General features: G+C 67.5%; 15 protein-coding genes. 9 read left to right on the forward strand and 6 right to left on the reverse strand.

The genetic code is table 11. From position 1 onward, the window contains the following. Nucleotides 1–114 precede the first annotated feature (114 nt). From lipA to AB0M24_RS18285, 3 genes are all read right to left on the reverse strand, one after another. The gene (gene lipA / locus AB0M24_RS18275; RefSeq protein WP_363768444.1) at nucleotides 115–1,116 is read right to left on the reverse strand and encodes a lipoyl synthase; all 1,002 of its coding nucleotides are present in this window, start codon (nucleotides 1,114–1,116) and stop codon (nucleotides 115–117) included. A gap of 239 nt (nucleotides 1,117–1,355) precedes the next feature. After that, on the reverse strand, nucleotides 1,356–2,246 hold the full coding sequence (locus AB0M24_RS18280; protein ID WP_363768447.1) for an oxidoreductase: 891 nt from the start codon (nucleotides 2,244–2,246) through the stop codon (nucleotides 1,356–1,358). A gap of 10 nt (nucleotides 2,247–2,256) precedes the next feature. Further along, nucleotides 2,257–2,565 (reverse strand): hypothetical protein, encoded by a 309-nt coding sequence (locus AB0M24_RS18285; protein ID WP_363768450.1) that lies wholly within the window; start codon nucleotides 2,563–2,565, stop codon nucleotides 2,257–2,259. 89 nt (nucleotides 2,566–2,654) lie between these two features. Here AB0M24_RS18285 and AB0M24_RS18290 point away from each other — a divergent pair, with 89 nt between their 5' ends. The 3 genes from AB0M24_RS18290 (at nucleotide 2,655) to AB0M24_RS18300 (ending at nucleotide 4,777) form a co-directional block, all read left to right on the forward strand. Continuing rightward, a complete protein-coding gene (locus AB0M24_RS18290; RefSeq protein ID WP_355453699.1) occupies nucleotides 2,655–3,245 on the forward strand; it encodes a TetR/AcrR family transcriptional regulator in 591 nt (196 codons plus the stop codon). A gap of 66 nt (nucleotides 3,246–3,311) precedes the next feature. Further along, nucleotides 3,312–3,992 carry an SDR family oxidoreductase gene (locus AB0M24_RS18295; protein ID WP_363768453.1) on the forward strand — a complete coding sequence of 227 codons (681 nt, stop codon included), beginning with the start codon at nucleotides 3,312–3,314 and terminating at the stop codon, nucleotides 3,990–3,992. Nucleotides 3,993–4,171: 179 nt separating this feature from the next. After that, nucleotides 4,172–4,777 (forward strand): response regulator transcription factor, encoded by a 606-nt coding sequence (locus AB0M24_RS18300; protein ID WP_355557858.1) that lies wholly within the window; start codon nucleotides 4,172–4,174, stop codon nucleotides 4,775–4,777. A 169-nt stretch (nucleotides 4,778–4,946) separates the two neighbouring features. On the opposite strand, the gene AB0M24_RS18305 is transcribed toward AB0M24_RS18300, so the two are convergent. Further along, a complete protein-coding gene (locus tag AB0M24_RS18305) occupies nucleotides 4,947–5,978 on the reverse strand; it encodes a histidine kinase (RefSeq protein ID WP_363768457.1) in 1,032 nt (343 codons plus the stop codon). A gap of 466 nt (nucleotides 5,979–6,444) precedes the next feature. On the opposite strand from AB0M24_RS18305, the gene AB0M24_RS18310 reads away from it, so the two are divergent. The 3 genes from AB0M24_RS18310 to AB0M24_RS18320 are packed head-to-tail and all read left to right on the forward strand — an operon-like array spanning nucleotide 6,445 to nucleotide 9,265. Continuing rightward, entirely contained in the window at nucleotides 6,445–7,260 is an 816-nt protein-coding gene (locus AB0M24_RS18310) for an AfsR/SARP family transcriptional regulator (RefSeq protein ID WP_363768460.1), read from the forward strand. Between the two features lie 20 nt (nucleotides 7,261–7,280). Next, the gene (locus AB0M24_RS18315) at nucleotides 7,281–8,993 is read left to right on the forward strand and encodes an acetolactate synthase large subunit (protein WP_363768463.1); all 1,713 of its coding nucleotides are present in this window, start codon (nucleotides 7,281–7,283) and stop codon (nucleotides 8,991–8,993) included. Further along, nucleotides 8,993–9,265, forward strand: a complete 273-nt coding sequence (locus AB0M24_RS18320) for an ACT domain-containing protein (protein ID WP_363768466.1) — start codon at nucleotides 8,993–8,995, stop codon at nucleotides 9,263–9,265. The genes AB0M24_RS18315 and AB0M24_RS18320 overlap by 1 nt, the downstream gene beginning before the upstream one ends. A gap of 94 nt (nucleotides 9,266–9,359) precedes the next feature. Here AB0M24_RS18320 and AB0M24_RS18325 read toward each other — a convergent pair whose 3' ends face one another. Further along, complete coding sequence (locus tag AB0M24_RS18325) at nucleotides 9,360–9,842, reverse strand: SRPBCC domain-containing protein (RefSeq protein ID WP_363768469.1); 483 nt, start codon at nucleotides 9,840–9,842, stop codon at nucleotides 9,360–9,362. Between the two features lie 161 nt (nucleotides 9,843–10,003). On the opposite strand from AB0M24_RS18325, the gene AB0M24_RS18330 reads away from it, so the two are divergent. The 3 genes from AB0M24_RS18330 to AB0M24_RS18340 all read left to right on the forward strand — a co-directional run bounded on the left by AB0M24_RS18330 (nucleotide 10,004) and on the right by AB0M24_RS18340 (nucleotide 12,985). After that, complete coding sequence (locus AB0M24_RS18330; RefSeq protein WP_363768472.1) at nucleotides 10,004–10,441, forward strand: nuclear transport factor 2 family protein; 438 nt, start codon at nucleotides 10,004–10,006, stop codon at nucleotides 10,439–10,441. 86 nt (nucleotides 10,442–10,527) lie between these two features. Continuing rightward, nucleotides 10,528–11,547 carry an NADP-dependent oxidoreductase gene (locus AB0M24_RS18335; protein WP_363768474.1) on the forward strand — a complete coding sequence of 340 codons (1,020 nt, stop codon included), beginning with the start codon at nucleotides 10,528–10,530 and terminating at the stop codon, nucleotides 11,545–11,547. A 19-nt stretch (nucleotides 11,548–11,566) separates the two neighbouring features. Continuing rightward, complete coding sequence (locus AB0M24_RS18340; RefSeq protein ID WP_363768477.1) at nucleotides 11,567–12,985, forward strand: alpha/beta hydrolase; 1,419 nt, start codon at nucleotides 11,567–11,569, stop codon at nucleotides 12,983–12,985. A gap of 174 nt (nucleotides 12,986–13,159) precedes the next feature. On the opposite strand, the gene AB0M24_RS18345 is transcribed toward AB0M24_RS18340, so the two are convergent. Then, nucleotides 13,160–13,642 carry a hypothetical protein gene (locus AB0M24_RS18345; RefSeq protein WP_363768480.1) on the reverse strand — a complete coding sequence of 161 codons (483 nt, stop codon included), beginning with the start codon at nucleotides 13,640–13,642 and terminating at the stop codon, nucleotides 13,160–13,162. Nucleotides 13,643–13,649: the final 7 nt, after the last annotated feature.

The raw sequence follows: 13,649 nt of genomic DNA on the forward strand, positions 1-13,649 counted from the left end.
TATATCGGTTATGCAAAAGACGTTTGCGGACGTCCGCAAACGTCTTTTGCATCCGGATGCAAAACAGCAGCTCACCCTGGGTGGGTGAGCTGCTGATATATCGGTGGTTCGCCGTCAGCGAGGGGCCAGGAGGCTGGTGATCTCCTGGGAAGCCGAGACCGTCAGGAGGTGCTGGAGGTTCTCCGGCAGCTCCTCGCCGCGTGCCTGCTTCGCCTGTGCATACAGTCGACCGGCGCGGTAGGAGGAGCGGACCAGCGGGCCCGCCATGACGCCGAGGAAGCCGATCTTCTCGGCCGTCTCCTTGTGCTCGACGAACTCCTCGGGCTTCACCCAGCGCTCGACCGGGTGGTGCCGCGGTGAGGGGCGCAGGTACTGGGTGATCGTGATGATGTCGCAGCCCGCGTCGTAGAGGTCGGCAAGCGCCTCGGTGACCTCCTCGGGGGTCTCGCCCATGCCGAGGATCAGGTTCGACTTGGTCACCAGGCCGAACTCGCGGGCCTGCGTGATGACGTCGAGGGAGCGCTCGTAGCGGAACGCCGGGCGGATGCGCTTGAAGATCCGAGGGACGGTCTCCAGGTTGTGCGCGAGCACCTCGGGACGCGACTCGAAGACCTCGGTGAGCTGCTCGGGGACCGCGTTGAAGTCCGGGATCAGCAGCTCGACGCCGGTGCCGGGGTTCATCTCGTGGATCTGGCGGACGGTCTCGGCGTAGAGCCACGCGCCGCCGTCGGCCAGGTCGTCACGGGCGACGCCGGTGACGGTGGAGTAGCGCAGGCCCATCGCCTGGACCGACTCGGCGACGCGGCGGGGCTCGTCGCGGTCGAGGTCGGCGGGCTTGCCCGTGTCGATCTGGCAGAAGTCGCAGCGCCTGGTGCACTGTTCGCCGCCGATCAGGAACGTGGCCTCGCGGTCTTCCCAGCACTCGTAGATGTTGGGACAGCCGGCCTCTTCGCAGACCGTGTGGAGGCCCTCGCGCTTGACCAGACCCTTGAGCTCCCGGTACTCGGGGCCCATCTTCGCCCGCGTCTTGATCCACGAGGGCTTCTTCTCGATCGGCGTCTGGCTGTTGCGGACCTCGAGCCGCAGCAGCTTCCGACCCTCAGGTACCACAGTCACCACCTCACCCTACGCTGCGACCCCGCGTGTCCGGCGTCACGCACGTCTCGCCGAGGATAAGTGCCAGAAACAGGCCGCCGGTCGAGGATTCGTTGTTCACGGTCTGTTGTTCACGGACGTTGCGTCGAACATGAACAACTCCGGCGGACGAGGATGGTCGCCAGGCCCGGAGGTGACGACCGGGCCGTGCCGGCGCCTTCCCTACTCCCTGGCGAAGGCGCCGGCACCCCGAAAGTCGGTTACGGCAGGTCCGGCGTGATCCCGGTGAGCTTGATCGTGAGCTCCCAGAGGCGGTTCGCGGCGAGGTCGTCGCGGGCGGCGGCGGTCATCCGCGCGACGGCCGGGTAGCCGCGCATGCCGTTGAAGCTGTCCGGTCCGTAGTACTGGCCACCGCGCGCGTCGGGCGACGTCGCCGCGTAGAGCTGCGGCAGCGCGCCCATCTCGACGGACTGCGAGAATAGATGACTGATCCTGCCGCCAAGACGCAGCAGCACGGAGTTGTGCGCGCTGGCCATGTTGTTGGTCAGGTCGGTGACCGTGACGCCGGGATGTGCGGCGATGGACGTCACGTCCGATGAGCGTCGTTCCAGCTCACGCGCGAACAGGATGTTGGCGAGCTTCGACTGGCCGTACGAGCTGCGGTAGCCGTACGGGCGGTGCTCCCAGTTCGGGTCGTCGAAGTCCATGCGGCCGTACTGGTGCGCGAGAGAGGCGACCGTGACGACGCGCGCACCCGGACGTTGCCTCAGCGCCGGCAGCAGGAGCCACGTCAGGGCGGCGTGGCCGAGGTGGTTGGTGCCGAACTGGCGCTCGAAACCGTCGGCGGTCTTGCCGTACGGGACGGCCATGATGCCCGCGTTGTTGATCAGGACGTCGAGCGATTCGACCTTCTCGGCAGCGGCGCGCACCGAGCTCAGGTCGGCGAGGTCCAGTTCGAGGACCTCCGCCGACCCGTTGACCTCACGCCGTGCGGCCTGACCTCGTTGGACAGAACGACAGCCCATGATCACGTGAGCGCCCTTGCCCGCGAGCACCTGTGCGGTGCGCAGGCCCAGGCCGGAGTTCGCGCCGGTCACGAGGACGGTGCGGCCGGTCTGGTCGGGGATGTCGGCTTCGGTCCAACGGCTCATGCGGCCATTCCTACCGTCCGGTAACCGCCGAGCGGAAGGCGCGGAGAGAAAGATGACTGTCGAGGACCGCGCGCAGCACCGGCTCGTCGGCGGCCAGTTCCGCGGTGACGACGTGCTCGTCGACCGGGCCGTCCAGCGCGGCGGCCTCCATGCGCGCGGTCAGCTTGTTCTGCCAGCGGTGATCGAGTGCCAGCAGCAGTTCGTGCAGCGACGAGAAGACGTCCGGATCCACGATCAGCGGTGCGGACGGGTCGCGGCGGGCGTCGCGCAGGACGGCGTCGAGCGCGTCACGGCGGCGGTAGTGGTCTGCCCAGCCCATGTCTCGTACCCCCGGTTTCTCGCATACCCTCGGTATGACACGACCATACCACCGGTACGTACCGTCGGTATGTGAGATACGTTTCGGCCGTGCGAACACGGCGTGCCGAGTACTCGGAGTCGACCAGGCAGGCGCTGGTCGACAGCGCCGTCGACCTCTTCACCAAGCGCGGGTACGCCGGGACGTCGCTCGACGAGGTCGTCAAACGGGCACGCGTGACGAAAGGTGCGCTCTACCACCACTTCAGCGGCAAGCAGGCGTTGTTCGAGGCGGCTTTCGCGCAGGTGGAGACCCAGTCGATCGAGTCGCTCACCGCGGTGGTGACGGCGGAAGGCGACGCGTGGGAGACCGCGGTGGCGGGTCTGCGCGCGTACGTCCGCAAGTGCCTGGAGCCGGAGTACCAGCGGATCATCGTCCACGAGGCGCCGGTGGTGATGGGCTGGGAACGCTGGCGCGAGGCGGAGGAGCACTTCAGCTTCGGTCTGCTCCGCACGGCCGTGCAGTTGCTCGTGGACGCCGGCGAGATCGAGGAAGCGCCCGTCGAGATCATGGCCCGGCTGCTGTTCGGGGCGTTGTCCGCGGGTGCCAGCACCATCGCCAGCTCGTCCGACCCGAAGCGCACCGGGCGCGAGGTCGAACGCGCGATCCTGCGCGTTCTGGAGGGTTTGCGCAAGAAGTAGTCGAGTTCCTCCCTAGCGACCGGGCGCAACGTCGATCACCACGCGGACAACGAGGTGGTCAGCATCATGATCGAACCGGTCAACACGCGCCTGGGACTCGACGGAAAGATCGCTCTGGTCACGTCGGGAACGCACGGGCTCGGTCTCGCCATCGCGAGCAAGCTCTGCGACAACGGCGCCCACGTCATCCTCACGACTTCCGACGACGACGTCGACATCGAGCGCGCGAAGACGGTGCTCGCGGGCAAGCCCGGCTCGGCGACCGTCGTCGGGCTGGACATCCACGACGAGCACTCGGTGCGCCTGCTGTTCGACCAGATCAAGGAACAGCGTGGCCGGCTGGACGTGTTCGTGCACCACGCCGTGTCGCCGGATCTCACGCCGTTGCTCAACATCGTGGAGCCTCTCGCCAAGGCTTTCGTGGACGGCGGGCGCGTGGTCATCGCCGGTTACACGGTGACCCCGGTGCACGGCGTGATCCGGACTTTGGCGCTCGAGATGGCCTGGTACCGGGTGGCGGTCAACGCTGTCGTCACCACTGTTGTCGACAACGGCCCGATGAACGTCGATCCGGAACTCGTCGACCGGCTCACGGTGAAGAGTCCGTCAGGTCGAGTCACCGTTCCTTCGGACATCGGCGATGCAGTCGCATTGCTCTGCACGGACGAAGCCGGTTGGATCCAAGGGCAGGTAATTACGGTTGACGGCGGTCTCGAATTGCTGGAGCGGTGGGGTGAGACCCGGTAGCGCTCCCATATGTCCCGATGCGTAAAGGATTGATGACAGGGCGTAATCGCTTGATTGGCCATGTTAATTGCTCATAGCGCAGATGGAGTAACGTAATGCGCTGCGAGCTCAAATCCTTGTCCTGCTTGGTCGCCCAGTGTAAAACTCGAAATACTGGGTGGGATAAGCGGGGGGCCGAGATGATCAGGGTACTACTCGCCGAAGACGTGCAAATGGTCCGTGGCGCGTTGGTGGCTTTGTTGGATCTCGAACCGGACATTGAGGTGGTCGCGTCGATCGCGAACGGTGACGAAATCATCGCAGCGGTCGCCAAGAACAAACCGGACGTCGCGGTCCTCGACATCGACCTGCCCGGGATGGACGGACTTTCCGCCGCGACCGTGATCAACGAAACCGCTCCGGAGACCCGCACCCTCATTCTCACGAGCCTCGGCCGGCCGGGCACCCTGCGTCGCGCGCTCAACGCCCGCGTCAACGGCTTCATCCTCAAGGACGCTCCGGTCGGCGAGCTCGCGGACGCCATCCGCGGCGTCTCGGTCGGCCGCAGAGTGATCGACTCGCAGCTGGCGCTCTCGGCGTGGGACACCGACGAGTGCCCGCTGACCCCTCGCGAGCTCGAGGTGCTGCGGCTCGCCTCCGACGGCGCCGACGCCATGGAGATCGCCACGACGTTGTTCCTGTCGGTCGGCACCGTCCGCAACTACCTCACCTCCGCGACGGCCAAGCTCGACGCCCGCAACCGGGTCGACGCCGTCCGCATCGCGCGCAAGTCCGGCTGGTTCTAAGTCGCCGTCCCAGCCTGTATGCACCTCTCGTGCGGGCCTTTGCAACAGATCTTTTGACGACGAAGTCCAAAGAGTCATTGCTAAGGTGCTGGTCAGTGAGGTTTGGGCGAGTTCGGTTTGGGTATGAAGCCGACGTTGCCAGGCTGATATCCAATATATTGGTGAGTGGTCAGCTTGCTCGGTGGTCGGGCGGGTTGTGGTGGGCGCCGGCGGACGGCGCCGGGATCGTGGCGTGCACGTGGAACAGGCCGCCGTCGGCGTGGCGGGCGCTGAACGTGCCGCCCGCCGCCTTGACGCGCTCGGCCTGGTTGCGGACGCCGTTGCAGTCGGCGGAGGCAGGGCGGGCGTGGGCGCCGTCGTTGATGACGTCGAGCAGGACCGCGCTGCCGCGTTGACGGACGCCGATCGTGCAGCTGCTGGCGTCGCTGTGGCGCAGGATGTTGGTCACGGCCTCGCACAGCACGGCGGCGAGCACTGATTCGACGGGTTCGGGCAGCGGGTCGTGGTCGAGTTCGACGCGGACGTCGATGTTCGACGCGGCCAGCATGGCTTTCGCCGAGTCCGAGGTGTCGGCCAGCGACAGGGGCCGGTACGCGCGGGCCAGTGAGCGGACGTCGGCCAGGGCGTGGTGGGTGATCGACAGGATCTCGCTGAGCTGCTGTTTCGCGTCGGCCGGCTGGTCGTCGACGATGCGGTGCGCTAGCTCGCTCTTGAGCTTGATCGCGCTCAGGCTGTAGCCGAGCAGGTCGTGGAGGTCGCGGGCGACGCGCATGCGTTCGGCGGCGACCGCGGTGTGGACCTTGCTCGCGGCGACGGCCGGCGGCACGTCAGGCAGGTCAGGAGTGTCGGCGGGGTCCTGGGTCGGCCGGAGGGGGCGACCCAGCAAGGCCACGAGGAGTCCGGTCGCGGCTGCCGCGACTGCTGCCTCGCCTGGTGATGTCCCACTGGCGAGGCCGGTGACCAGCACGGTCAGCGTGAAGGTCGCCCAGCCCGCCGGTGGGCGCAGGACGAGAAGGGCGTTGCCGGCGATCAAACCCGCTACTCCCGCCCAGGCGTAACCCAGGGCCAGCGGGGCCAGCAGGAGCAGGATCTGGGCGGCCAGAGTGACGTGTCTCGTGGTGGTGCCCAGTTCCCGGAAATAGGTCAACTGCAACAGCAGCAGCAGTGCCAAATCAATGGTCAACACCACTAATTCGGCCACGTCACGCGTCTGTAACACGAGGCGGCCGAGGTCGGTCAGGCAGACCCCGGCGAAGACCGCGATGATGACCGAGCGGTATCTGGGTATTGCTGGTGCGGCATTCAACTTTCCCCCAATGGGCGTGCCTCTCCGCGTCGTCGGCATACCGGCGCGCCCATGGTCGAATGGTAGACAGCCGAAGCATGCTCGCGTCGGCAACTGTATCGGTGCAGAAACCAAACCTGAAGATGCGTTGCGACCGGATTTCACACAGAAGGACGAGTATTTTCCGGAACTATCACGGCGGGTAACCGGGTGATCACGAACCGAATTGGTTTGGGTTCGTTTGGACCTGTGAATATCTCATACCGGCCGTAGTAGATGGCCATCCCGCACTCATGGCCGGATACGTGGCGTTCGATAGCCCGGCTCAGGTGAACTTGATGGCACAACCAAGTCGGACCGCCGTCGATCAGGGGAGGATCCAATGGAGATCAAGGTTCTGGGGCCGTTGGAGGCGCGGGAGAACGGTGTCTCGATCGCGCCGAGCGCCGTCAAGCCGCGCCAGGTGCTGTCGCTGCTCGGGTTGCAGGCCGGGCACGTCGTCACGGTGCCGACGCTGATCGAGGAACTCTGGGGGATGACACCGCCACGCAGCGCTTTGACCACGTTGCAGACGTACGTGCTGCAGGTGCGCCGGCGCATCGGCGACGCCATGCCCGGCGACGGTCCCGGTATCGCGAAGAGCGTCCTGGTGACCCGCTACGGCGGCTACATGCTGGACGTGCCGCCGGAGAGCGTCGACGTGCGCAGCTACGAGCGGCTCGCGAGCGCCGGTCAGCGCGCGTTCGAGGTCGGCGACCTGGAGTCCGCGAGCCGGTTGCTGCGCAGCGCCACCGACGTGTGGCGCGGACCGGTGCTGGTGGACGTCCAGATCGGCGTGCGCCTCGGCATGGAGGTCACCCGGTTGCAGGAGAGCAGGCTCGGCGTGCTGGAGACGCGCATCGAGGCCGACCTGCAGCTCGGCAAGCACCAGTCGTTGCTCAGCGAGCTGTCCGTGCTCACCTCGCAGCATCCGATGCACGAGAACCTGTGCGCGCAGTACATGCTCGCGCTGTACCGGGCCGGCCGGCAGTGGAAGTCCCTGGAGGCGTACCAGTCGCTGCGGGACACGCTGATCGAGGAGCTCGGGCTTGAGCCGTCCGAAAGGCTGCGTCAGCTGCAGCGGGCGATCCTGAGCTCGGAGCCGTCACTCGACAAGCCGTTGTCCCCTCGCCAGCTGGAGCGTCAGCTCGCGGGCTGAACCCGTTCGGGAGCGTCATCGTGGATACCACCACCGGTGCAGGTGCGTTGATCAAGGCACTTGAGGACGTCGGTTGCGAGGTGATCTTCGGTATGCCCGGCGGGGCGATCCTGCCCGCGTACGACCCGCTGTTCGACTCGGTGAAGATCCGCCACGTGCTGGTGCGCCACGAACAGGGCGCCGGGCACGCCGCGCAGGGGTACGCGCAGGCGACCGGACGAGTCGGCGTCTGCATGGCGACATCGGGACCGGGGGCGACGAACCTGGTGACGCCGCTCGCGGACGCGTACATGGACTCGGTGCCGATCGTGGCGATCACCGGCCAGGTCAACCGGTCGGTGATCGGCACGGACGCCTTCCAGGAGGCGGACATCCGCAGCATCACGCTGCCGATCACCAAGCACAGCTACCAGGTGCACGACCCGGCCGACATCCCGCGCGTGATCGCCGAGGCGTTCGCGCTCGCGGCGAGCGGCAGGCCGGGACCGGTGCTGGTGGACCTGCCCAAGGACGTGCTGGCCACCGCCACGACGTACACCGCGCCGGCCATCACGACGCCGGCGCGCCCCGCTGTCTCGCCGGTGCAGGTTCGCCACGCCGCCCAGCTGATCGCGACCTCCCGCCGCCCGGTGTTCTACGTCGGCGGAGGCGTGATCCGCAGCGGCGCGGCACCCGAACTGCTCAAGTTCGCCACGAGGACCGGGATTCCGGTCGTGACCACGCTGATGGCCCGCGGCGCGTTCCCCGACTCGCACCGGCTGAACCTGGGGATGCCGGGCATGCACGGCACGGTGCCCGCCGTGGGAGCGCTCCAGCGAGCGGACCTGCTGATCGCGCTCGGCACCCGGTTCGACGACCGGGTCACGGGCTCGCTGCCGTTGTTCGCCCCGCACGCCGCGGTGGTGCACGCCGACATCGACCCGGCGGAGATCTCCAAGAACCGCAAGGCGGACGTCGGCATCGTCGGCGACTGCCGCGACGTGATCGCCGCGCTGAACGCCGTCGTCACCAGGACCGCCGATCTCACCGAGTGGTGGGCGTTCCTGGACGGCCTGCGCACCACCTACCCGCTCGGCTACGACTGGCCGTCCGACGGGATGCTCGCCCCGCAGTACGTGATCGAACGGATCAGCAAGCTCGTCGGCCCGGAAGCCGTCTACACCGCGGGGGTCGGCCAGCACCAGATGTGGGCCGCGCAGTACGTGAAGTACGAGCGGCCCGGTTCGTTCATCAACTCCGGCGGCGCGGGCACCATGGGTTTCGCGGTGCCGGCGGCGATGGGCGCCCAGGTCGGCGCACCGGACCGCACGGTGTGGGCGATCGACGGCGACGGCTGCTTCCAGATGACCAACCAGGAGCTCGCGACCTGTGCCGCCGAGGGCATCCCGATCAAGGTCGCGATCATCAACAACGGCAACCTCGGGATGGTCCGGCAGTGGCAGACCCTGTTCTACCAAGGGCGCTACTCCAACACCCGGCTCGGCACGCACGATCGGCACCCCGACTTCGTGCGACTGGCGGAGGCACTGGGGTGCGCCGGACTGCGGTGCACCGAACAGTCCGAAGTGGACGACGTGATCCTCAGGGCGATGTCGATCGACGACCGCCCGGTGGTAGTCGACTTCGTGGTGGGGCAGGACTCCCAGGTGTGGCCGATGGTGGCCGCGGGCACCGGCAACGACGAGATCATGGCCGCGCGGGGCATCCGGCCCCTGTTCGACGAGGAAGAGTGATGACCACCAGACATTCGCTTTCCCTGCTGCTGCGCAACGAACCCGGCGCCCTCGCGCGCATCGTCGTGCTGTTCTCCAGCAGAGGCGTCGACGTCGAGGCGCTCAGCCTCGGACCGGCGGAACGCGGCGACCTGTCCCGTCTCGACGTGATCGTCGGCCTGCAGCCCGGCCGCACGCCCGCCCAGCTGATCAAGCAGCTCGGCCGGATCGTGGAGGTCAAGAACGTCGTCGACCGGACCCACGACGAGGACGAGCTCGAGCTCGGCGCCTGAACCCCAGGAAACCAAGCAGAACGAAAAGGCCGCCCCGCGTGGGGCGGCCTTTTCGGTGTTGCCTGAGGGAGGAGGTCACCTCAGGCCCGCACGGTCAGGCTGCTTTGGTGACGTGCTTGGCCACGACAGATGCGAACTGCTCCAGCGTCTCGCCGGGCGACGGGCCGTCGAGCGCCTGGTGGATGTGCTCGGCGATGTCGCCGTGGCGGTGCAGGTCGGCGTGCGTCAGCGTCATCGTCGTGGTGTTCGGGCCGGTGGCGACGAAGTCCACCTTGATGAACGAGGCCTTCTCGTCGTCGAAGATCGGCCGCCAGTTCGGGCCGACCCGCCACGTCATGACGAGGCGATTGGGCGGGTCCCACTCGGTGATGGTGCCCCACGCGATCTCCTCGCCGTTCGCGCCGCGTTCGAAGTAGCGGCCGCCGACGAACGGCTCGATCGTGATCGACTGGCGGTCCTCGACGAAGACGTGCGTCGGGGGCCACCACTCCATCGGCCGCTCGACGAAGATCGCGAACGCCTGCTCGATGGTCGCTTCGACCGTCACCGACTTGGCGACGTCGGGAACTGAGGCCATGTCGGCCCTCCTCGCGGGTAGGTACAGGGGGTGTCGGGTCCACCGTGCCGAGGCGTTCTCGATCCCGGTTGGAAGCGAGGTCGAACCAGGGCGACTCGACCGGATGTCCAGAAGTGCCACGCATAGTCGCGGGCAGAGAATCCGGCATACGAGGAGTTGTCGTGTCCCCTGTCAGCGTTGAGGTTCACCACGAGGTTCTGACGTTCTACGCACGCCAGATGCGGCTGCTCGACGCGCTGGACGTCGACAACTACGCGAACACCTTCACCGAGGACGGCGTGACCGACCACGCGCACCGCGGCGAGAAGGTCGAGGGCAGGGCCGCGCTGATCGCCGGCGCGAAGCACGCGCTGCCGCGGTACAAGGGCGTGGCCGTGCGGCACTGGAACGACCACTACCTGATCGACGAGGTCGCCGAGAACACGTTCGAGGTCACCTACTGCTCGCTCGTGACGCGGACCGACGCCGAGGGCAAGGTCACGTTCGAGCCGACGTTCTTCATCGAGGACGTCCTCGTGCGCGTCGACGGGCAGCTGTTCACGAAGTCCCGGACCGTGCACCGCGACGGCCAGGAGAAGCCGGTCGCGAAGGCCTCCTGAGCTGGTGCGGCACTCGACTCGACCGCCGCTCTAGGGCGGTGCCCGAGGCTGGGTGCCAAACCGATTTCTAGTACGGAGGTCCCCTCATGGCCACCCAGGCGATTCCCGCCAAAGCACGGGAAGTGCGTCTCGCCTCCCATGTGACGGACGTCGCGACCGAAGCCAACTTCGACATCGTCGAGGTCGAGGTCCGTGAACCAGGTGAGGGCGAGGTCGTCGTCCGGTACGACTACCTCCAGGTCACCGCGGTGATGCAGGACCTGATGCACGAGGACGCGGATCTGCCGATGCCCACCTACAAGGTCGGCGAGCCGCTGTGGGGCTTCGCCGTCGGCAAGGTCGTGGCGTCGAACAGCCCGGACCTGGCGGTCGGCGACGACGTCCAGGGCATGAACGGCTGGCAGGAGTACGCGGTCGGTCCGGCCCAGTCGTTCTGGAAGCTCGACCCGAACCTGTTCCCGACGCCCCAGCACTACCTGACGCAGGGTCCGACGGCCTACCACGGCATCGTCGACATCGCGCAGGTCAAGGAAGGCGACACGGTGTTCGTCTCCGGTGCCGCCGGTGGTGTCGGCTCGCTCGCCGGGCAGATCGCCAAGTGCCTCGGCGCGCGTGTCATCGGGTCGGCCGGCAGCCAGAAGAAGATCGACTACCTGGTGAACGAGCTCGGCTTCGACGCCGCCTTCAGCTACAAGAAGGGCAAGGTCGTCGACAACCTGCGCAAGCTGGCGCCGGAAGGCATCGACGTCTTCTTCGACGTCGTCGGCGGCGAGCAGTTCGAGGCGGCGATCCAGGCCGCGGCGCAGGACGCGAGGTTCGCCCTGTGCGGTGCGTTGTCCGGTCAGGCCGGCAACGGCGACGGCGCGTTCCCGCGGCTCGACATCATGCACGCGATCGTGCGGCAGATCCAGATCCGGCCGTTCGCGACCTACCACACGCCCGAGCAGATCTGGGCGTGGCAGCAGAGCTTCAGCAAGTGGCTCAAGGAAGGCAAGTTCGTCTTCCCGCACACGGTCGTCAACGGGGGAATGAAGAAGGCGCCTGCCGCACTGCTCAACCTGTTGCGGGGCAAGCACTCCGGCAACGTTCTCGTGAAGCTCACCTGACACGTCAAGGGGAACAATCGTGGAGACGTCTTTGCCCGTGTGGTCGGCGGCCGATGCGGACGGTGTGCACCACGCCGTCGTCGAGGTGCCGCTCGACCACTCCGATCCGGCGGGTGAGCGGATTTCGCTGAAGCTCACCCGCATCCCGGCGACCGACCCGGCACGCCGGCGCGGCGTGCTCATTGCGATCAACGGCGGACCAGGCGGAGACGACGGCCTCGGTGCCAGGATGCCGGCCGAACTGCGACGCCTCACGTCGTTGAACGAGGTGTACGACCTCGTCGGGTTCGACCCGCGCGGCACCGGGGACTCCACGTTCCTCGGCGCGGAGGCGAGCCCGGTCACCGCGACGTTCGACTCGCGGCCGCCGGACGAGCAGTTCCCGCTGATCGCGGCGGACATGAAGGAACGGGAGGAAGGGTGCCGCCGGGCCGGTGGCACCCTTCGCCCGCACGTCAGCACCCGCATTCTCGCGCGTGACATCGACGTCATCCGCGAGCTGCTGGGTGAGGAGAAGATCAACTACCTGGGGTACGCGTACGGGACGATGCTCGGCGCGGTGTACGGAACGATGTTCCCGAACCGCTTGGACCGCAGCGTGCTCGACTCGTGCAAGCACCCCGTCTGGGACTGGCGCACCCAGTTCAAGTCGCAGGGCCCCGCGATCCGGCGCAACGTCGACAAGTGGGCCGGTTGGACCGGTGAGCGCGCGAGCCGGTACGGGCTCGGGACGAGTGCGGCCGAGGTGATCGCCTCGGTCGAGGAGGTCTCGGCCGGACTCGCGGAACTGGCGCCGCATCCGTTGCTGCGCACGCTGTTCGACCAGCGGATCGGTGTGCTCGCACCGCGCCGGCCGGACTGGGACGAGCTCGCCCGGCTCGTGGTGGACCTGCGCAAGGCGGCGTCGCACGGCGACTCCGCGGCGGCGGAGGCACTGCTCGCCGGTCAGAGCGTGTGGCGCCCTGGTTCCACGATGGGCGGCCTGCGCGAGGCGGTGCTCGAAGCGGTGACGCTGGAGACCGAGTGGCCGACCGACCTCGAGCTCTACTTCGCGGACATGCGGCGCTTCCGCGACGAGTACCCGTACGGGTTCGGCGTGATGCGCGCACAGCCGTGGGTCGGGACGTTCGCGACGTTCAAGCACGCCGAGCCGATGACGACGGTGGTCCGCGAGGGCTATCCGGCAGGCCTCGTGGTGCAGACCGACGGCGACCCGTGGAGCTGCTACGAGGGCGGCGTCGCGATGGCGGCGAGGCTGGGGAACCGGCTGATCACGATCGTGGACTCCGGTGGGCACGAGAACTTCGCGTTCGCCGGCAACGCTGTCGTCGACGAACTCGTGACCCGTTACCTCGTCGAAGGTGTGCTGCCGGAGAAGGACGTGACGTGCGCGGGTGACCCGCGTCCCGACGTTCCCGCCGACGAACCGGTGCGGTGACAGTCTTTCCTCCCTTGCGGGCGGGCCGTCGAAGTGGACGGTCCGCCCGTTGTTTTGCCAGGTACGACAAAAGGGCAACGGCCGCGGCCGTTGCCCTTCTACGTCCACATGGAACTGGACCCTGTTCCGCGTTTGTTGCCCCGCCGCCGCGAAACAGGGTCCGGACTGCTCGGATCAGACGCGCGTCGCGGTGATCGTCGCCTGCGCCTGGGCCACCTGGTTGCCGTTGACGTCGTAGATCGTGGAAATGCCCGTGCTGTTCAGCGTGTTGCCGGTGATCTTGCCGGACTGGTTCACGTCGACCGACCCGGTCTTGTTGCCCGCGGTGTCGTAGAGGATCTCCCGCACCTTGAACTTGAAGGTGCTGGCGCCGGTGGAGGTCCACGTACCGGTGCCCTCGCCGTGGCCGCCGCTGCCGCCACCGGAGTGCAGGCTCACGGAACCGTTGGCGCAGAAGGTGAGGCTGATCGGGCCGCTCCCACCCTGGTGCTGCACGGTTCCCTGCCAGGAACCGATCACGGGGTTGGCCCTGATGGCCAGCTCGGTGTCCGTCACCGCTTCCGCTCCGACCGCTGTTGTGCTCGTCGCGGCGGCTCCGGAGAGCGCGAGCGCCGCCGCCGAGGCGAGCAGGGCCAAGTTCTTGACGATACGGGGCATCAGAAAT

Origin of the sequence: Lentzea sp. NPDC051838, assembly GCF_040681245.1 — a bacterium.
GTDB lineage: Bacteria > Actinomycetota > Actinomycetes > Mycobacteriales > Pseudonocardiaceae > Lentzea.

Excerpts from the sequence above, each read along its gene's own strand:
- AB0M24_RS18280 (WP_363768447.1), bottom strand. The coding sequence starts at position 2,246 with ATGAGCCGTTGGACCGAAGCCGACATCCCCGACCAGACCGGCCGCACC.
- AB0M24_RS18285 (WP_363768450.1), bottom strand. The coding sequence starts at position 2,565 with ATGGGCTGGGCAGACCACTACCGCCGCCGTGACGCGCTCGACGCCGTC.
- AB0M24_RS18295 (WP_363768453.1), top strand. The coding sequence starts at position 3,312 with ATGATCGAACCGGTCAACACGCGCCTGGGACTCGACGGAAAGATCGCT.
- AB0M24_RS18300 (WP_355557858.1), top strand. The coding sequence starts at position 4,172 with ATGATCAGGGTACTACTCGCCGAAGACGTGCAAATGGTCCGTGGCGCG.
- AB0M24_RS18310 (WP_363768460.1), top strand. The coding sequence starts at position 6,445 with ATGGAGATCAAGGTTCTGGGGCCGTTGGAGGCGCGGGAGAACGGTGTC.
- AB0M24_RS18320 (WP_363768466.1), top strand. The coding sequence starts at position 8,993 with ATGACCACCAGACATTCGCTTTCCCTGCTGCTGCGCAACGAACCCGGC.
- AB0M24_RS18325 (WP_363768469.1), bottom strand. The coding sequence starts at position 9,842 with ATGGCCTCAGTTCCCGACGTCGCCAAGTCGGTGACGGTCGAAGCGACC.
- AB0M24_RS18335 (WP_363768474.1), top strand. The coding sequence starts at position 10,528 with ATGGCCACCCAGGCGATTCCCGCCAAAGCACGGGAAGTGCGTCTCGCC.
- AB0M24_RS18345 (WP_363768480.1), bottom strand. The coding sequence starts at position 13,642 with ATGCCCCGTATCGTCAAGAACTTGGCCCTGCTCGCCTCGGCGGCGGCG.